Origin of the sequence: Nitrosomonas sp. (genome assembly GCF_022842015.1) — a bacterium.
GTDB lineage: Bacteria > Pseudomonadota > Gammaproteobacteria > Burkholderiales > Nitrosomonadaceae > Nitrosomonas.
Genome location: NZ_JALHQJ010000064.1, coordinates 1 through 18,294 on the forward strand (window position 1 = coordinate 1; position 18,294 = coordinate 18,294).

The 18,294-nt window shown below is 40.9% G+C and carries 16 protein-coding genes, 1 tRNA gene and 3 pseudogenes; 13 read left to right on the top strand and 7 right to left on the bottom strand.

The features are described from left to right. The 8 genes and pseudogenes from Q0C11_RS11570 to Q0C11_RS11605 form a co-directional block, all read left to right on the top strand. On the top strand, positions 1-276 hold a 276-nt coding region (locus tag Q0C11_RS11570), incomplete at its 5' end, for an ADP-ribosylglycohydrolase family protein (protein ID WP_293008130.1). Positions 277-348: 72 nt separating this feature from the next. After that, a pseudogene (locus tag Q0C11_RS11575) lies at positions 349-956 on the top strand (transposase). 55 nt (positions 957-1,011) lie between these two features. Continuing rightward, a pseudogene (locus Q0C11_RS11580) lies at positions 1,012-1,264 on the top strand (IS3 family transposase); the annotation flags it as partial. Positions 1,265-1,602: 338 nt separating this feature from the next. Beyond that, positions 1,603-2,934 (top strand): integrase family protein, encoded by a 1,332-nt coding sequence (locus Q0C11_RS11585; RefSeq protein ID WP_293008132.1) that lies wholly within the window; start codon positions 1,603-1,605, stop codon positions 2,932-2,934. Between the two features lie 15 nt (positions 2,935-2,949). Continuing rightward, positions 2,950-3,546: a hypothetical protein gene (locus tag Q0C11_RS11590; RefSeq protein WP_293008134.1), complete on the top strand. Its 597-nt coding sequence runs from the start codon at positions 2,950-2,952 to the stop codon at positions 3,544-3,546. Positions 3,547-3,657: 111 nt separating this feature from the next. Then, positions 3,658-3,903 (top strand): helix-turn-helix domain-containing protein, encoded by a 246-nt coding sequence (locus Q0C11_RS11595; protein WP_293008136.1) that lies wholly within the window; start codon positions 3,658-3,660, stop codon positions 3,901-3,903. 2 nt (positions 3,904-3,905) lie between these two features. Continuing rightward, positions 3,906-6,110 (top strand): hypothetical protein, encoded by a 2,205-nt coding sequence (locus Q0C11_RS11600; protein ID WP_293008138.1) that lies wholly within the window; start codon positions 3,906-3,908, stop codon positions 6,108-6,110. A gap of 348 nt (positions 6,111-6,458) precedes the next feature. Continuing rightward, positions 6,459-6,785, top strand: coding sequence for a terminase small subunit (locus tag Q0C11_RS11605; RefSeq protein ID WP_293008140.1), 327 nt, complete (start codon positions 6,459-6,461; stop codon positions 6,783-6,785). Positions 6,786-6,882: 97 nt separating this feature from the next. Here the strand turns inward: Q0C11_RS11605 and Q0C11_RS11610 are convergent, their stop codons facing one another. After that, a complete protein-coding gene (locus Q0C11_RS11610; protein ID WP_293008142.1) occupies positions 6,883-7,365 on the bottom strand; it encodes a hypothetical protein in 483 nt (160 codons plus the stop codon). A 716-nt stretch (positions 7,366-8,081) separates the two neighbouring features. Between Q0C11_RS11610 and Q0C11_RS11615 the strand changes: the two genes are divergently transcribed. Then, positions 8,082-9,158 (top strand): hypothetical protein, encoded by a 1,077-nt coding sequence (locus Q0C11_RS11615; protein ID WP_293008144.1) that lies wholly within the window; start codon positions 8,082-8,084, stop codon positions 9,156-9,158. Positions 9,159-9,365: 207 nt separating this feature from the next. Here Q0C11_RS11615 and Q0C11_RS11620 read toward each other — a convergent pair whose 3' ends face one another. Further along, complete coding sequence (locus Q0C11_RS11620; RefSeq protein ID WP_293008146.1) at positions 9,366-10,130, bottom strand: hypothetical protein; 765 nt, start codon at positions 10,128-10,130, stop codon at positions 9,366-9,368. A 427-nt stretch (positions 10,131-10,557) separates the two neighbouring features. Here Q0C11_RS11620 and Q0C11_RS11625 point away from each other — a divergent pair, with 427 nt between their 5' ends. Together Q0C11_RS11625 and Q0C11_RS11630 are read left to right on the top strand one after the other, a co-directional pair. Beyond that, complete coding sequence (locus tag Q0C11_RS11625; protein ID WP_293008148.1) at positions 10,558-10,719, top strand: hypothetical protein; 162 nt, start codon at positions 10,558-10,560, stop codon at positions 10,717-10,719. A 174-nt stretch (positions 10,720-10,893) separates the two neighbouring features. Further along, positions 10,894-11,508, top strand: coding sequence for an HNH endonuclease family protein (locus Q0C11_RS11630; RefSeq protein ID WP_293008150.1), 615 nt, complete (start codon positions 10,894-10,896; stop codon positions 11,506-11,508). 238 nt (positions 11,509-11,746) lie between these two features. Here Q0C11_RS11630 and Q0C11_RS11635 read toward each other — a convergent pair. Both Q0C11_RS11635 and Q0C11_RS11640 read right to left on the bottom strand, forming a co-directional pair. Then, positions 11,747-11,823 (bottom strand) — tRNA-Met (locus Q0C11_RS11635). An 82-nt stretch (positions 11,824-11,905) separates the two neighbouring features. Continuing rightward, entirely contained in the window at positions 11,906-12,772 is an 867-nt protein-coding gene (locus tag Q0C11_RS11640; protein ID WP_293008152.1) for a PA4780 family RIO1-like protein kinase, read from the bottom strand. A gap of 312 nt (positions 12,773-13,084) precedes the next feature. Here Q0C11_RS11640 and Q0C11_RS11645 point away from each other — a divergent pair, with 312 nt between their 5' ends. Beyond that, positions 13,085-14,233 (top strand): HD domain-containing phosphohydrolase, encoded by a 1,149-nt coding sequence (locus Q0C11_RS11645; RefSeq protein WP_293008154.1) that lies wholly within the window; start codon positions 13,085-13,087, stop codon positions 14,231-14,233. 19 nt (positions 14,234-14,252) lie between these two features. On the opposite strand, the gene Q0C11_RS11650 is transcribed toward Q0C11_RS11645, so the two are convergent. Then, positions 14,253-15,500 carry a dicarboxylate/amino acid:cation symporter gene (locus Q0C11_RS11650; RefSeq protein WP_293008156.1) on the bottom strand — a complete coding sequence of 416 codons (1,248 nt, stop codon included), beginning with the start codon at positions 15,498-15,500 and terminating at the stop codon, positions 14,253-14,255. A gap of 7 nt (positions 15,501-15,507) precedes the next feature. Beyond that, the gene (gene hemF / locus Q0C11_RS11655) at positions 15,508-16,404 is read right to left on the bottom strand and encodes an oxygen-dependent coproporphyrinogen oxidase (protein ID WP_293008158.1); all 897 of its coding nucleotides are present in this window, start codon (positions 16,402-16,404) and stop codon (positions 15,508-15,510) included. A 229-nt stretch (positions 16,405-16,633) separates the two neighbouring features. Between hemF and aroC the strand changes: the two genes are divergently transcribed. After that, on the top strand, positions 16,634-17,803 hold the full coding sequence (gene aroC, locus Q0C11_RS11660) for a chorismate synthase (RefSeq protein WP_293008160.1): 1,170 nt from the start codon (positions 16,634-16,636) through the stop codon (positions 17,801-17,803). Between the two features lie 377 nt (positions 17,804-18,180). On the opposite strand, the pseudogene Q0C11_RS11665 reads toward aroC, so the two are convergent. Continuing rightward, positions 18,181-18,294, bottom strand: a pseudogene (locus tag Q0C11_RS11665) (IS1595 family transposase); the annotation flags it as partial.

The window sequence follows — 18,294 nt, forward strand, 5'->3', positions numbered from 1 at the left end:
TGGAAAGTATCCATTGTATACGGTATGCCCTGCGCCATTTATCATCAGCTGCCGGCCGCTTACTATCTGGCAGCCCTTTTTCATAATGACTTCGAATCAGCCGTACTTCATGCAGTTAACGGCGGCGGACAAAACCAAGCGCGCGCGATTCTTACCGGCGCATTGACAGGCGCTCAAACCGGTTTATCAAACATTCCAGAACGATTCATTAACGGTCTGGAAGAATCAGCCATCCTAGAAAAACTGGCCGACGATCTTGCCACAAGTATTGAATAGACCAACTTGGTACTGTCGCAAAGTTTGTCAGTTTGAATGATACTTGGCTATTTTTAGTAATTGAGAAATCCGATGATCAGTTTTAAAAGCGCTCAGTTTCCAGAAGATTATTCTCTACGCTGTTTTTTTCTACGTCAGGCATGGTGTTTCTTACCGTGGTATTGAAACCATTATGGAAGAAAGCGGTGTTAAGGTTGACCATTCCACGCTCAACCGATGGATCATCAATTACTTATCTTGCCTGTCTTTTGCAGCTAAGAAAATCAAACGTGCTGTTGATAAATTTGGCGATATTATTGATTTTATGCTTTCCAAGTACCGTGATAAAGCAGTGGTCAGTATCTTCTTTAAACAAGCAATCGATACTAACGGTATTTCCTAACAAAGTTATCATGGATAAAAGCGGTGCCAATTATGACGATCTGGAGAGCATTAATTTGTTGCTGCTGGCAAGTTTATTGCGTTTTATTGAAATATACCAAGTCAAATATTTGAATATTGTGACGGAACAGGATCACCGTTTCATCAAGAAAATCACGAATCCCATCATGGGATTCAAAGTCTCTCACTCAGTGCAAGCAACCATTGATGGCATTGAAACCGCACACATGATCCAGAAGGGACAACTGTCTAATGAAAATATACCCGCTTATAAGCAGTTTATGGCTTTAGCAGGATGACTGTACCCGCAGATAGGTATGGCTTTGCACTTTAGGAATATTTGCGACAAAACCCAGCGATAGCAGTAGTCAATATTTGTCGATTCGCTACACGGAACGTCTGGCCGAAACGATTAACGGGTTATTTAAAACAGAAGTCACGGCATTGTGACCCCTGGTGCAACATCAATGAAGCGGAATTTGTCACCTTGGAGTAGGTTGACTGGTTCAACAATCATCGGTTATTGGAACCGATTGGAAATATTCCACCGGCAGAATTTGAAATGGCATATTATCGCCAATTGCAAGGGTCAGCTGATACGGCTTGACTCAAACTAAAAAGCTTCCGGAAAAATCAGGCCGATTCAAGAACATGTATATCAAAAAGCTTGTGCTATAACAGTCTTGGTTTAAACTTATGGATAAAAAAAGCGCCTGATCAAATTGATGTAAGCGCTTGTTCTTATTGGTTGCGGGGGCAGGATTTGAACCTACGACCTTCGGGTTATGAGCCCGAAAAATAACACATTCCGCTGTGTTGATCTTCATTTTAAAATCACTGTTTATCTATTATTTACCGTAACTTATTATATTTCATGCTATGATCCGTGTTGATTGATATTCCTTTATATTGACACAAAAAAGCTACATGGTGGCTACATGAAAAATGAGACGCGATAACTTTACAGCCCGCTCTATTGCTTGCTTCCAGTGTGAATCTGGCATTGAACAAACTATTTTTTCTGATGCGAAAACACCAGGCTTAGGATTGCGTGTCACTAAATCAGGAAACAAAAGCTATATTTTTGAAACAAAGCTAAACGGAAAAACCTTAAGAATCACAATCGGAAGTATTCAAGCTTGGCCGCTTAGTAAAGCACAAGCCGAGGCAGCCCGATTGAAGGTATTAGTAGATCAAGGCATAGACCCACGTCAGCAAGCCGCAGAGCAACGAGAAAAAGCAGAAGCTGCTCAAGCTTTGGCCAAAAGCAAAGAAGCGTTGGTTATAGACGCATGGAATGCATACCTTACTTATCAAAAAGACAAAATGCAACATACCCATATCGAGCGTGGAAAACGATGGGGAGCGCGTCATTTAAGAGATCATGAGAATCTTTCACAAGCAGGTGGCGAACCTAAGAAACGCGGCAAAGGTTTAACAGCACAAAGCGTACTGTACCCATTGTTACAGCTGCGCATGGCAGATATTAACGCTAAGGTATTAAAGGAATGGCAAAGGAAAGAAGCCGAAACACGGGCAAATAATGCCCGCCAAGGTTTTGAGATGTTTCGTGCGTTTTGGCGTTGGTGTGCATCCCGCTCGGAATATAACGTGGCTATCGATCCGCAAGCAGTGGAATGCAAAGATTTACGCGATGAAGTACCAAGCCGTAAAAGTAAACAGTTTGACGTATTGCAACGTTCTCATTTGTCCGCATGGTTTGCAGCTAATAGAACACTTAGCCCGGTTATCAGTGCATACCTTCAAGCCTTATTATTGACCGGCGCACGTCGTGAAGAAATGGCAGGAATAATGTGGCAGGATGTAGATTTTCAATGGAACAGTATTTGGGTAAAAGATAAAGTGCACGAAGAAGGCCGGAAGATACCATTAACACCATACCTAGCCAGCTTATTGATAGCCCTGCCCCGTCGTAATCAATGGGTGTTCAGCAGCATATCCGCAGCCAATGGCCGGATAACAGAACCACGAATTCCGCATAATCGAGCTCTATCAATTGCCGGATTGCCACCAGTTACCTTACACGGATTACGCCGCACTTTTGCCAGCCTTGCCGAATGGGTTGAAATGCCGCGCGGTATCGTCGCACAAATCATGGGGCATGCCCCAAGCGCCACCGCAGAACGTCATTACATCAATCGACCGCTTGAATTGTTGGCTATTTGGCATGAGAAGTATGAAGCATGGCTATTGCAAGAAGCTGGGGTTAATTTTGAACCAGCAAAAGCAAGTTTGCGAGTAATAACCCCAACATAATACAAAGATGACACAGTGAGTAATTTTGAAGATAAAACTCCTGCAACAATGGAGTTGCATACCGATAAATTCGTGGAAACAAAAAATTTCTCTTATGCAATGTCTGCTTTCTGTCGCGCGCGTGCTAATGGCCACCCCATACCAGAGGTAATTCTTGAATTTATTGAAAAAGCTTTTCTGGAATGGGGTAAATATGACGGTGAAAAAAGTCTCGATGAAATCTTGGGAATAAAACCAGGCAAAGGTAAAAAATCAGTACTTAGCGATGAATGGACAAAGCAGCGGAATGAGCGACTTTTTTTAATCATGACAACGCTTATTGCGCTGGAATGGAGCATAAAAGATGCGGCAGAAGGTGCTTGCTGTTGGTTGCAAAAACAATATGAAGTGAATCCTATAAAACACCGACATTTGAAGCCAAGCAATGCAGGGCGGAAAAACGAAAATATTTTATTAGATTCAAAAACTTTAGAAGGTTATTGGTACGATAGCAAATATAGAATTCAGCGCGAAGAAGCGGCACTGAGAGCCCAAACACCATTGATACTAATGGACGATAATGAAAAAGCAGATTATCAAAGACGCATACGTAACTTAATGGGAAAAATATAATTTTACTGAGTACCGGAATTAAATCATATTCTATTCAAGTGATTCCATAAAAAATATGTGAATAATGTTGAGCTGTCTTCAATAATGCCGAAAGGCAAAGGATAGCTCAGAATGAAAACAATCCTCATACCACTGGATGCACAAGCTTCACCTCATCCGCAGATATTCCCACCCTTGGAACAAGTTACTCGCACGATCCTTACAACAGAAGAAGCCGCGCACTATTTAAATCGTCGCCCGCAGACTTTGAGAGCGTGGGCGTGCCTGGAAAACGGTGCATTACGCCCAGTGCGAATCAATGGCCGCCTAGCATGGCCGGTGAGTGAGATCAAGAAAATATTAGGTGTGGAGGTATAGCCATGTCTATAAATGAAAACGCCCAGCTGGGGAGCAAGGGCGAATTTGATACTACTTACAACAACAATACTATGCCTTATCTATCACTTAGTCAAGATGTTTCTATGCCATTGTTTTGTTCTGGTTATGGTCAATATCACACAAACGAATCCGGCAAGAAGGCACGTAAACCATACTTGCAAATTGATTTGGCAGGGATTCGTCAGTTAGTAGATAACCCGCAGCAAGTGGATAAATCACAATCACAATGGCTGATCCCTTCTACTCTACTTAGCCGAACGTTTAAAGAGCAAGAAAAGGACGGTGAATTTTATTTGCTATGGGCTGATATCGATATGAACCCTAGCGGCGTGAATGCAATTGCGGAAACTATCGAAGATTTGCTACCAGGTTGCGATTATGAAATCTATACCAGCAAATCAGCTACAGAAGAAAATCGGAAATGCCGCGTATTGATTCCATCTAAGCCATTATTTGGTTTTAACTGGGTTATCTGTCAAGAAATCTTAAACGATAAACTGCAAGAAAAGGACATTACACCTGATCGTAAAAGTGAAGGTGCAGCGCAGCTTTGTTATTTGCCAAATCAAGGCATGTTTTATGACACCCGAACCAAACGAAGCGCCAAAACTTTTGATCCCATGCTCAATTGGATTGATGAGATTAGATACAAACGCGAAGAAATAGAGCGGCAAGCTAATGAGTTAGAGAAGAGCAAGAGTGACGCTAAATCAAAGCGTGATGCATTTAATTCTTATAATGGCACTGATGCCTTTCCAAGCCTGATTGACGCGTTTAATGATGCCTATACAGTGGAAGATATTTTGCTGCAAACTGGCTATGACAAGAAAGGTAATACTTACAGACATCCAAACTCGGAAAGCGGATCTTTTTCTGCAAGTGTAAGAGATGACCGAGTCTATTCGTTATCGAGTAGCGACCCTTTATATACAGGGATGAATAGTGGAGGTGCTCACGATGCCTTTAGCGCGTTTACTGTACTGTTTCACAATGTCGACCGTGACGCGGCTTTAAAAGATGCTGGTGAGAATTGGGTAATGATCGGTGCAGAATATTGGAATAAAGTTAAGCAAAGAGAACATGCTCAGCAAAGTGACAATGCCGGATTTGAAAAATTCTCCGATGAGAGACAAGAAAAAGAGCAAGAAGTATTCAGTCTCAAGATATTTGATGTTACTGGGAATGTCGATGATATGAGGCAAAGGATGAAAGATGATGTCTTTGTGATGGATGGAATAGCTCTATTAGGGCAAATCACAGCGTTATATGCAAGCCCAAATACTGGCAAAACTTTGCTGACTATCAAGATGCTGATAGACAGCGTAAAAGAAGGGCGAATAAATGGCGAGGATATTTACTACATTAATGCTGATGACACGTGCAAAGGCATAATCACAAAAGTCGATATAATTAAAAGTCATAAGATAAATATGATTGTGCCTGATCATAAAGATTTTAAAGCAAAGGACTTTGTAAAATATTTAAATCAACTTATTAAAGACGATACTGCCAGTGGCGTAATTGTCGTTCTGGACACACTCAAAAAATTCTCTGACTTGATGGACAAAAGAAGTAGCAGCCAGTTCATGACGGCTGCGCGGAGTTTTGTTAGTCACGGCGGTACTTTAATCATGCTAGCCCACACTAACAAAAGGCGCGATGCTGACAACAAATTGATAGCGGGTGGAACCTCAGATGTTATTGACGATGCCGATTGCGCTTACATAATTGATGCGAAGCCCCCAGGTTTGGGCGATACGAGAAAAACAGTTATTTTTGAAAATATTAAAAGTCGAGGCAATGTTGAGCGTGAGCTGTGTTTCAGTTACTCGATACAGCAAAATCAAACATATGCCAGCCTTCTTGATTCTGTAGAAAAACATTCACAATCTGATCTTGATGCCACAAGAAAAGAAATTGAAGCGACTAAAGCCTTAGAAAAGGATTCGTTAGTAATCGAGATAATTGAAGAGATTATTAACAACGGAACCACGAAAAAGACTGACTTAGTAAAAGAAGTTAACGCCACTGGTGGGGGCAGTCAATCGAAAGTGAGGATTATTCTTGATAGATACACAGGTAAAAGGTGGGGTGTTCTTACGGATTCTCACAACACTAAAACCTATCACCTGATAGGAAAAACAACAACGGCTGAAGACTACACGAGAGCCAAAGATGGATATTGATTTTTAGCCATTGAGTGTGTGTGTTATATCCCCTTGGTTAACTGAATAACTGCATATACTGAAAAACTATAAAAACTGAATAAACTGTAAAAACTATGAAAACTGCACAACCCAATAGCCATAAGGTTTTTAGACTAAAGAAGCAAAACTCGCTCTATACAATCTTCAGTTATTTTTAACAAGAAGGATACAGATATGAGTCAGTTTTTCAGTTTTCACAGTTTTCACGGGGTATGGACTTTTAGCGCATTACAAAACATAACAATGGCTAAAGATATGTCATTTGATAAATCAATAGAAAAAATGAGATTAAAGGAAAAGAACCATGATCATTAAGAATTACATGAAATGATAAAATTAACAGCAAAGCAGGAGGCATTTACGTTAGCGGTAACTTCTGGGCTTAATTTATCGGATGCCTATCGAAGCGCTGGATATAGTTGCCGTAGTATGAAAACTGTAAACGAAGCGGCATCTAGATTGTTTAAAAATAGCAAGGTAGCAGCAAGGATTGTAGCTTTACGTAAACCTATAATTGAAAGAAGTCAGCTATCTTTGGAAAATCATATACAAATTCTTGAAGAAATCCGAGACAAGGCTGTTGAGAAATGTAAACTTGGCCTAGCAATTAATGCTCATATTGCAATAGGCAGAGCTGCTGGATTTATCAAGTGAAAAAATATAGTTCAAAAGTAAGCTGAAGAAATAAAATATAAATATTGAATAATTAGTTGGCTTACGAGTGAAAATAATAAGCATGAATTAATTTGACCTATTGAAGATTTGGATCAATAAAACCGACTGATTTTAGTAATCCCTGCATTGCTTTTGTTCTAGGATAGGAAACATGAAATATTCCAAACTTTTTTTGAAATAAAGGCCATTTAGATTTTACTAAACCTTTATTACGCCAAAAAGGATGAATCCAGCAAAACTCCAACATTATAATTTCTGGCTTTCTAGTAAAACATATTGCGCCTATTAGGGATTCTTCATATTTTTCTCTCTTCTCATTCAAACAATCATCTGTTAAAGATAAAATTTCTGTGAATCTCCAGCATGTATCAGATGCATCCATTGACATCCCATCATGACATTCAAGTGATTGATATCGTCTCAACTGAACAAAACATTCACGTTGCCATTTTGGAGAATCCTTGGTTACCCACTCATCAAAGTTACAATGAATTCGAGCCCTTTGCGGTCTAATGACGCTTTTATAAGTTGCCTCTTCCCACTTTTGCTTATTTGACATATTTTCCCCTCGCACGATCAGGAATACGATTGTATTCTCTGAAAAATGACAATGCAAAACATAAAGATTTAGCTAAAACAAGAGATTGGGCATACTAAATATTTTTGGCATATGACAATATGAGTTTATTTTGTCGCAGATTGAAAAACAGCTTGAGCTTGCAGATATTGAAAAACGAATTGAAGTATTGGAAATACATACCAATGGCTAGCATTAAGAATGCGATTGGAGAAGCTAGAAATAGCTGTAAAAATATACAATCAAAAAGATTGAAATCATTCTCATAATCATTGAACCTGTGACATTATTTTGGGTGAGACGCGGTGTAATGAAAATGGCAAGCGTATATTTGTTTCATGTGAAAAATTAGTGACTAAATGCGCTGATAATAATCAATGCATTAGCTGAAAAGCGTTAAAGCACTAATTATTATGTAATAATATTAAGTATAGAAAATTTATTCATAATATTAAAGTCCCGATAAAACTGTATAAGGGCTAGCAGTAGGCAAAAAAATATAACCAGCTTTGTAATACATTTAATTAGGAAATAAAATATTCATAATATTATTTGTTTAAGCGGTTTCCATTATTAAAAATATCCCTTTCGATAAAAATTTATGTTTTTGCATCACACAAGAAATTCGTTCATAAATCGGACTCATAGCTAATTATCTTGCATAATTTAGCATCACAAAAATATTTCCTTTTCTCAGCATGTTAAATCCTGATCCTCTTGTAATAGTGATTGGTGCTGGAGCCAATAACGAAGTAGATCTTCCGATTGGTCGTGAATTGACGAAGTCCATTGCTGAATCTCTAGACTTCAAAATTGACCGTTTTAATCGTATTGAAGGAGGTGATGATCAAATACGAAATTGTATCAACAAACTCGCGCAACAACAGAACACTTCAAACGGAAGCATAAACGATTATTATAAAACTGCTTTAAAAATACGTGATGCAATGCCACTTGCACCCTCAATCGACAATTTCATTGATAGCCATCGAAAAGACAAGAGAATCGCCCAAATCGGAAAGCTCGCCATAGCAGCATGCATTCTAAAAGCAGAAAATAAAAGCAAGCTCTACATTGATAGAACCAAAAATACGAAAAATAAACAAGACTACTCAAAGCTCAATGGAACCTGGTTTGTAGAATTATTCAGTCTGCTATCGCAGCATTGCGATCGTGATCAACTAAAAGAAAGATTATCTCGGATAACTATTGTGTCATTCAATTATGATAGATGTTTCAAGCACTTTCTTATCGATGCACTTTTAACTTATTACAATCTAACAACTCAGGAAGTGAATGATATAGTTTCTAACATAAATGTCCTACATCCATATGGTTCAGTCGGTCGAATGTTCTTCGAAAAGGGTGGAATGGGTCCAAAATTTGGAGAATTAATTGACTCTGATGAGCTACTTCGCTCTGCAGATGAGATCAGGACTTTTACGGAAAGCGTCGAAGGAGAAAGTGATGAAACAAACGCCATTCGAGAAAGTTTAGCATCTACTAAAACCTTAGTTTATCTGGGGTTTGCATTTCATCCATTAAATTTAGAAGTACTGTATGGCAAAGCTTTACTTCCAAAACTTAATAACGAATGCGAGGTATTTGCTACAGCCCATGGTATTTCAGACAGTAATTGTTCTATGATAGCTCACCAACTTAAGTTAAAGGGTGGCTATTATGAAAACAGGATTAAACTACATCAGAATCTCAAAGCAGGCAGCTTGATTTCTGAGTATTCCCTTCGACTAGCACGAAGTGTTCACAGTGATTAATTATTAAATATAAGGTCTAATTCCAGTTAAAAGTAACTTTATGACTTAGATTTTCTATTCACGTTAACCAGCTTTGCTTTCCAATACCAAATCCTAAAGTAAATCCGCTTAAGCACCTTTAAAGATTAGATGGATTCTTGCTGAATAATTTAGTTAGAGTTCATTATACTTTTTTTAAATCAACTACTTTATTAAAAAATAATCCAATTATTGGCCTACATCCCCATCGGAATCATGCTCATTCAATAAAATCTCTTTAGTTTCCTGTTTAGTGTTAACTAACTCTGCGAAAAGTTGATTTATGATTTCTGTGATTGATTGCTGGATTTTAATAATTGTATTTTCATTAAGTTCGATAACAACTAAATCATTTTTTACATCAATAGGTGACACTACCCAAAATGGCAATGAACTAGAAAAGATAAGGCCAACTAATGTAAGAAAAAGTGCACAATAAGTGAGTTTCAATTGTCTATTAACCGAGGATAGTTCCTTTTCGTGAATTATTTCTTCATCAGTTTTGAATCCATTTTGTTCAATTACACGCAGAGTCTCTGAAACAAATATTTTTTTTCTAGTGTATTTATAAATAACAGGCTTGAGATCATTATCTAAAAATTCGCATTTAATATATTCAATTCCATCAAAAAAAATACCAAGCGTATTAAAATTAAGATCACCTACAAAATACGCAAGCTTTTCAGTTTCCAAATATTCAAATAAAGCTACGATACTAAGCAAATTTTTTGTTATATCTTTATCTATCTTGCGTAAACAATCGGCAGTAAGTTTCTGTTCTAGTTCTTTTTTAATCTGAATCGATATGTTATTCTGGGATTTTACCTCAATATAGCAATAATCAGGCAGATAGAATTCCATCATATTACCTAGTACGGTCAATGAATCAGTGTCGTCATCTAATTCAATCATGCGAGTAATTAAACGTTTCTCAAGTTCACTAAATTTTCTCAACTTGTTCCCTTTTAATATAATAATTTAACTTCAGGGTATCTGTAATTAGATTCAGAAACCAATCTGCTTTATTGTCATATTAATTGCTAGTCAGAGTTTAATCCAACCATAATCAATCGCCGCATTACATGTATTCGGAACAATATTCAATCGTTGTGCCTGATGATCATAACAGATGCAATTTGATTTGCTTGAGACGCACGCGGCAACCTACGACCAGTCGGCCGCGTCCGATAGCATTGAGAGCGATTGTTTTGTGCTAGATTAATCAAATGCCCCCTTTCGTGTGCAATAAGTATAGGTTATTAAGGTACTTTCCAACACCTACCTATGAGCGTAGTTCAATCCTGGTAAAAATCCTAGCAATCCAAAATCTAAAATGGGTTTACAAGTTTACTTTTGAAAGATTAACAAACAATGAAGATAAATGACCTTGCGCAACACTTGGGGATTTCACGCCAAATGGCTTATAGACATAAAGCCCGTGGTATGCCTACAAATAGCATTGAGGCAGCGAAAGAATGGCGTAAAAGAAACCTTGATTTTACTCAAACCAAATCATGGCGAATTGATGGCAACCCAGGATTAAGGATTTGGATACGTACACAACCAAAAATAAGATAGTTAACGAAAAGCATCAATCCGTTTTATCCTGGAGAAAAAATTCAAAAGTCGTATGCTTAAATACATTATTCCCTGAATGTGCGACGAAATTAGATCATTAGAATTAACCATTAGAGATTATTTATACACATAAAGCATCATGAGAAAAATCGGTTGCGTTTTTCTTTTAATTTCAATAATGACAACGCTTTTAAGCTGCGCAATTGAAAAAAGAAGTCAAACATTCGAGCAAGAAGAAGCTACCAATAACACTAAAACTACTATTCCAGCCAAGCCATACAATAGAAAAGATTGGCCACACTGGATAGATGCCGATGGCGACTGCCAAGACACGCGACAAGAATTATTGATAGCGACTAGCAAAATACAAGTGCAATTTAAAGATTTAAAGCACTGCACTGTTATTTATGGGGAGTGGTATGGGGTATATACCGGCAAAACATTCATCAAGGCTTCAGATATAGATATCGATCATATTGTGCCGTTAGCCCATGCTCATAGACATGGCGCAGCATACTGGACAAAAGAGCAACGAAAAACTTTTGCGAATGATTTTGAAAATCTGGTTGCTGTATCTGATTCGGCCAATCGATCTAAATCGGATAAAGCCCCGCATGAATGGTTGCCGCCGTTAAAATCTTACTGGTGTGAATATGGGAAACGGTGGAAGCGTATCAAAGACAAATACCGATTGTGGTATAGCCAACAAGAAAGTTTTAAATTGAATCAACTGGCTAGAACTTGCTTGGAGTAACCAGAGAGATTCTTACGAATCCCCCTGGCACCTTTCATAAAGCGGGATATTATGCACATGCTTTATCGGCATGTTGGGAACATTACTTTAGTAAGAATAAAAATATTTGTTTTATCAACCCGATCCATAGTGGTTATTTATTGATTAGTATTGATGTAATTTTCCTACATAGTGGCTACATGGAACTCTAAAAACTAAAAGCACTTAGGATTTTTAGTCACTAAGTGCTTGTTCTTATTGGTTGCGGGGGCAGGATTTGAACCTACGACCTTCGGGTTATGAGCCCGACGAGCTGCCAGACTGCTCCACCCCGCGTCAGGAGCAGAATTATAACACAAGCAATCACACACTGGTCAATCAACATCTTCACTCTATACTGATATCGGTGAACAAATACTTAATACTGCGAAGAATGGTTATTCCACTTTGTTTGTTTATGGCGCTGCCAAGCAACTTCTTTTCTGAGTACTGAGCCGATGATCTGGAGAATATCATCAACATTTACCGGTTCTTCCTGCTGTTTAACATTTCCGGTTAAACGAGCCTGCGGCAACTGACCATGTTGATAATAAGACCATATCTCACCAGCATAGTCTGAATGCTCCAATTCCGGAGCAAATCGACTGAAATAGGCTGTCAAATTATCGATATCGCGTTTTATCATGACGCGTGCCTGATGATTCCCCGTTGCACTCACAGCTTGAGGCAGATCAATAATCACCGGCCCTTCTCCATCAACCAGTACATTGTAGGGTGAAAGATCTCCATGAACAATTCCGACACATAGCATTTGCACAATCTGGTCAATCAAAATTTTGTGATAGGTACGTGCCTGCTTGGGCGTCAGTATTAATTCACTCAATCGAGGTGCCACATTTCCTTTAGAATCCGTGATCAACTCCATAAGCAGGACACCAGCAAAAAGATTATAGAATTTTGGCACGCGAATCCCGACCGTCGTAAGTCTACATAGCATGTCAACTTCAGTGTTTTGCCATGCTTCTTCGCGTGCACTGCGACCATAATGGCCACCTTTTTCCGTCGCCCGGGCACGCCGACTACTTTTAATCTTACGACCCTCTGTGTAATTAGAGCGCTGATGAAAATTACGTTTATTACTATCTTTGTAAACTTTAGCGCACCGGGCATGGCCTCCACTGCTTACCATATAGATTATGGCTTCCTTACCGCTCATAAGTTGACAAATTACGCTGTCAATCAAACCTTCTTCAACTAATGGCTCGAGTCTTTTAGGTATTTTCATAGGGCATTATGCAAGCGCATTAAGGTATTCCTATACGCCTCTCATCCTCCTCTGTTTTTGACGAAAATAATACTTATAAAACTTTCGTGATATCCGATAGCTATTCCAATCCGAATTAACCACGTTATTCGAATTGTAGAAAGATTGATTGTTTTTAGGAATGCGACAAATTGTCGCGCGACAATTTGTCGCATTCATCACAAATCGTCTAAAATGATGTGAAAATTTATTGTCTTGTCTCAATACAATCACAATCAATATTGCCATAATAGCTTGCGGCCTCGCGACCCATCACCTGATGAAAGGAATGTTATGCAATCCGAAGAAGATCTGTTTACACACCAGGACACGCTGGCCAATTTACATGAAAATTTGCCGCTGACAGAAAAGTTACGCTTTCTGCATCAGGTCATTCGTCAGGATTTTCTCTTCATTGATCGGTTGGCCATTGCTTTATACGATGAAAAAACCGAGATGCTCAAAACCTATACGCATAGCACTGAAGGTAACGAAAGTCCGGTGACTACCTACGAGGCACCACTGAGCGCAGCGCCGTCTTTATTGACTATTATCGAACATCGCCGCCCACGTTTAGTGCAGGATCTCGATATTTTTTCTCACGGCACACATGAGCACACCAAACGAGTAGCCGCCAAAGGGTATAAATCCAGCTACACGATGCCACTCTATCAAAGTGGTGTATTCATAGGGTTTCTTTTTTTTAATTCGTTACAGGAACACCCATTTACCCCGCAAACACTGCGCCAGATTGATATTTACGGTCATTTAATCGCTTTAATGGTCATCAGCGAATTGACTGCCATTCGTACTTTATTGGCTGCAGTTCGTGCGGCCCGAAGCATGACGCATTATCGTGATCTTGAAACGGGCTCGCATATCGACCGAACTGCCCATTATGCGCGATTGATTGCACGTAAACTCGCATCCAGTTATGGAATTACCGATGAACAGATTGAACATATATTTCTGTTTTCACCCATGCATGATGTTGGCAAGATTGGAATTCCAGATAATATTCTGCGCAAACCCAGCAAATTAGATGCGGCAGAGTTCGATATTATGAAAACGCACCCGGTAAAAGGCCGTGAAATTATCGATTCCGTACTGGATGATTTTGGTCTGGGTGCATTTGGCCACACTAACATTTTGCGGAACATCGCTGAATACCACCATGAGGCAGTAGATGGCAGTGGTTATCCTGATGGCTTGAAAGGAGAAGAAATTCCGATAGAGGCACGCATCAGCGCCGTTGCAGATGTGTTTGATGCATTGACCTCGCGCCGTTCGTATAAAGCGCCATGGAGCAATGAAGAAGCTTTTGCAGTATTACGGCAAATGTCCAATTCCAAATTAGATCGTGATTGTGTTGAAGCGTTGATTAATAACGCCGACAAAGTTCTGGAAATACAGCAACGCTTCCGCGATAACGACCTGATCTAATACTCAAAAAAGCTTAAATCTATTTGCCAAGTTTATCTTTGTTGATCCAGTGCTGCACCACCAGGCTGCCCACCATATCTCCTTCCACATTGACCGCAGTACGCAACGTATCGAGTATACGATCGACGGGCAACAGTATCGCGATCGCTTCAACCGGCAATCCGACAGATTGCAACACCACCACCATCGTCACCATTCCTGCGCTTGGAATACCCGGCGCACCAATTGCTGCCAGCATGGCAGTCACAAATACGATCAGTTGTTGCGTCAAGCTAAGTTCAATACCAACCAGATTTGCAATAAACAAGGCAGCAACCGCTTCATATAGTGCTGTGCCATCCATGTTCATGGTGGCACCCAGTGGAATTACGAATCCGGCAACATCACGTTTGACATGCAAATGCTGTTCAGCACAGCGTAATGTAACCGGTAACGTTGCGGCGCTGGAACTGGTCGCGAAAGCGGTAATCAATGCCTCGCGCGCGCCCAGCCAGAATTTGAGGGGTGTCATCCCCGTAGTCAGATAGAGGATCATTGGCAGCACCACCAATCCGTGCAGCAAAGTGGTTCCCAGCACTATCGCCACAAACTTAATCATCGTTGACAGCAATCCGGCATCTTGCGTAGCCACCAGCTGCAATACCAAAGCCATAATACCGAGTGGCGCCAGACGCATGATCCAGCCAACCAGCATTAGTATCAATTCCAGAAACTCCTGCATCAGCGTCAGGATATTGCGATAACGTTCTCCACCCACAACCAGCGCAATGCCCAATAACAAAGCAAATAATACCACCGCCAGCACGTTGCTTTGCGCTAAAGCAGCGATTGGATTCTGAAACAGCGAGCGCAGGAACTGTGCAAAAAAATCCGGTAACGACATTTGTGTTGCCTGAAAACTCTGCATCGCATCCTGAAACATTGCAATCTGCAGTTCGCCTCCAGGCTGCAACAAATTGGCGGAGGTCAATCCCAAAATCAGCGCAAGCATCATCGTAGAAGTAAAGAAAATCAGCGCCACCTGCCAGACGCGATTCATTTGTCGGTGTGAGCGTAAATTGGCCACACCGACCACGATTGATGTAAATACCAGTGGGATCAATACCATTCGCAACAAATCAGTAAATAATGTACCCACCAATTTTGCGATATACAGCCCAGTTTGCACAATCGCCGATTGCTGCTCCAGCGCTGTAAACCAGAAACCCAGTAATATACCCACTACAACACCAAACAAAATCTGGTGATTAAGTGATATTTTGTTCACGGATTAATTACACCCAATCCTTACCAATCAGAAAATCCGTATATAACCTATCCTCAGCGCTACCTGTCGCCGGCGTCCAGTTATAGCGCCATTTCACAATTGGTGGCAAAGACATCAGGATAGATTCGGTACGACCACCTGTTTGTAAGCCAAACAAAGTTCCGCGATCCCACACCAGATTAAATTCCACATAACGCCCACGCCGGTACGCCTGAAAATCCCTCTCGCGGTCACCATATGGCGTATCCTTGCGGCGTTCTAATATAGGGCAGTATGCGTTAAGAAAGTTTTCACTTACATTACGTATGAGTTTAAAACAGGTATCAAAATCAGGTTGATTCAAATCGTCGAAGAACACACCGCCGATACCACGAGGCTCTTTGCGATGCTTCAAATAAAAGTACTCATCACACCATTTTTTAAAGCCTGGATAATAATCCCCACCAAAGGGTTGCAGTGCATCTTTGCAAGTTTGATGAAAATGAACTGCATCTTCTTCATATCCATAATAAGGTGTCAGATCCATACCGCCGCCAAACCACCAAACGGCTTCAGCACCTTCCTTGTGCGCTTCTAAGTAGCGCACATTCATATGTACGGTTGGCGCATAAGGATTGCGCGGATGCAATACCAGCGACACACCCATCGCTTCAAATGATCGGCCTGCGAGCTCAGGACGGGCAGCAGTAGCCGATGCGGGTAGCCCGGCACCATATACATGGGAAAAATTAACCCCACCCCGCTCTAGTACATTCCCTTCTTCGATGACACTGCTCATGCCACCACCACCTTCCGGGCGATCCCACTGATCACGTTTGAACGTTTTGCCGTCCACCTGCTCCAGTCTGCCAATGATGCTGTTCTGTAAATTAATAAGAAATTCTATAACTCGAGGTGTATTCATGCAAACTCCTGTTGATAATACTCAGTAAATATGGCTAAAATCTCGCGCATGCCAGACAAAAACCACCATTTTATCGCAGGTATAGCATGACAATTGCATTTCATTGTTGATTTTTCTCAAGCTAAATTTCAATTACTTGCATGCACATAACTCTACTCCTATTTTTCGACCCAAAAAAGAACGATCACGTATGATAGACTCGCACAATTCGTTATAAGAGAATAAGAGAATGTCTGGTAATACATTTGGCACGCTTTTTACCGTCACCTCATTTGGTGAATCGCACGGCCCCGCAATTGGTTGCATTGTCGATGGTTGCCCCCCCGGTCTAGCCATCAGCACGGAAGAAATCCAACTTGAATTGGACCGGCGTAAGCCCGGCACATCGCGCCATGTCACGCAACGGCGTGAATCCGATACGGTAGAAATTTTATCTGGCATATTCGAAGGACAAACCACCGGCACTCCCATTGCATTACTGATACGTAATGAAGACCAGCGCAGCAAGGATTACAGTAAAATCATGGATACGTTTCGTCCCGGCCATGCAGATTACACCTACTGGCAGAAATATGGCGTTCGCGATTATCGTGGTGGTGGCCGCGCATCGGCACGTGAGACCGCGGTGCGCGTTGCCGCCGGTGCGATTGCAAAAAAGTGGCTGCACGAAAAATTTGACATTGTGATTCGCGGCTATATGGCGCAGCTGGGACCGATTGAAATCCCATTCAAATGCTGGGAAGATATCAGCCAAAATCCTTTTTTCGTTGCTGACAACAGTTATTCCGATCGACTGGAAACATTTATGGATCAACTGCGTAAGTCGGGCGACTCGGTGGGCGCCAAAATCAGCGTAGTGGCGCAGCATGTGCCAGTCGGCTGGGGCGAACCAGTAAACGACCGCTTGGATGCCGAAATCGCCTACGCCATGATGAGCATCAACGCGGCAAAAGGAATCGAAATCGGTGCAGGTTTCGCTAGCGTAACACAAAGAGGCACCGAACATTCCGACGAAATGACACCGAATGGCTTCTTAAGCAATAACGCAGGCGGCATTCTTGGAGGCATTTCAACTGGTCAGGACATCACCGCCAATGTTGCGATCAAACCGACATCCAGCATTCGTCTCGGGCGGCGTTCAATTGATAAGAACGGCGATCCGGTCATTGTCGAAACGCACGGGCGGCATGATCCCTGCGTTGGTATCCGTGCCACACCGATTATCGAAGCCATGCTTGCACTGGTATTGATGGATCATGCTTTGCGGCACCGCGCTCAGAATGCCGATGTACAGTGCAAAACACCCAAAATTCCCAGTAGCGCAAATGCTATAGAAAAATCTGCAACGGCATCTCAAGTACCCTCGAGGGAAGACCCGGAACCTGAAGAAGATGTCTAAGTGCTAACAAACACGACAAAAGCTTCGTGTCATCAAATCTAGTTTTTGGTATTAGCTAAAGAAGAGATTACAGCACTACTACGACTTGTTTCCGGATATTGGTAATTGCCTTGGTGCTAATGAAAATTTTCCGGTGCCGATCACTTCCGCTGTTCAGCCATATCAATCACCCTGTTAAACAGGCCCCTACATTCAAAACTATCCCTTGCGATGTCACATGGTGTGAGACCTTTGCAAAATTCAACAAATTATCAAATTCGCTACAATTTCTGATTTTTTGTGAGTATCGCGATATTTTTTAGTCACTTCCTTGCTGAAATCACGCGAACAATCACTTTATCGGCTCAGAAGGCGCATTTGCCCTATGATTGCAATGGCTATGTCACAATTAGTTGTTGAACCTGCCTTGTTTTGCCAAGAGATGCTATAAAACAAAGGATTGGTGTAATACTTTGACCGAGACGGTCAATCATTCTGTGCCATCCGAGGTA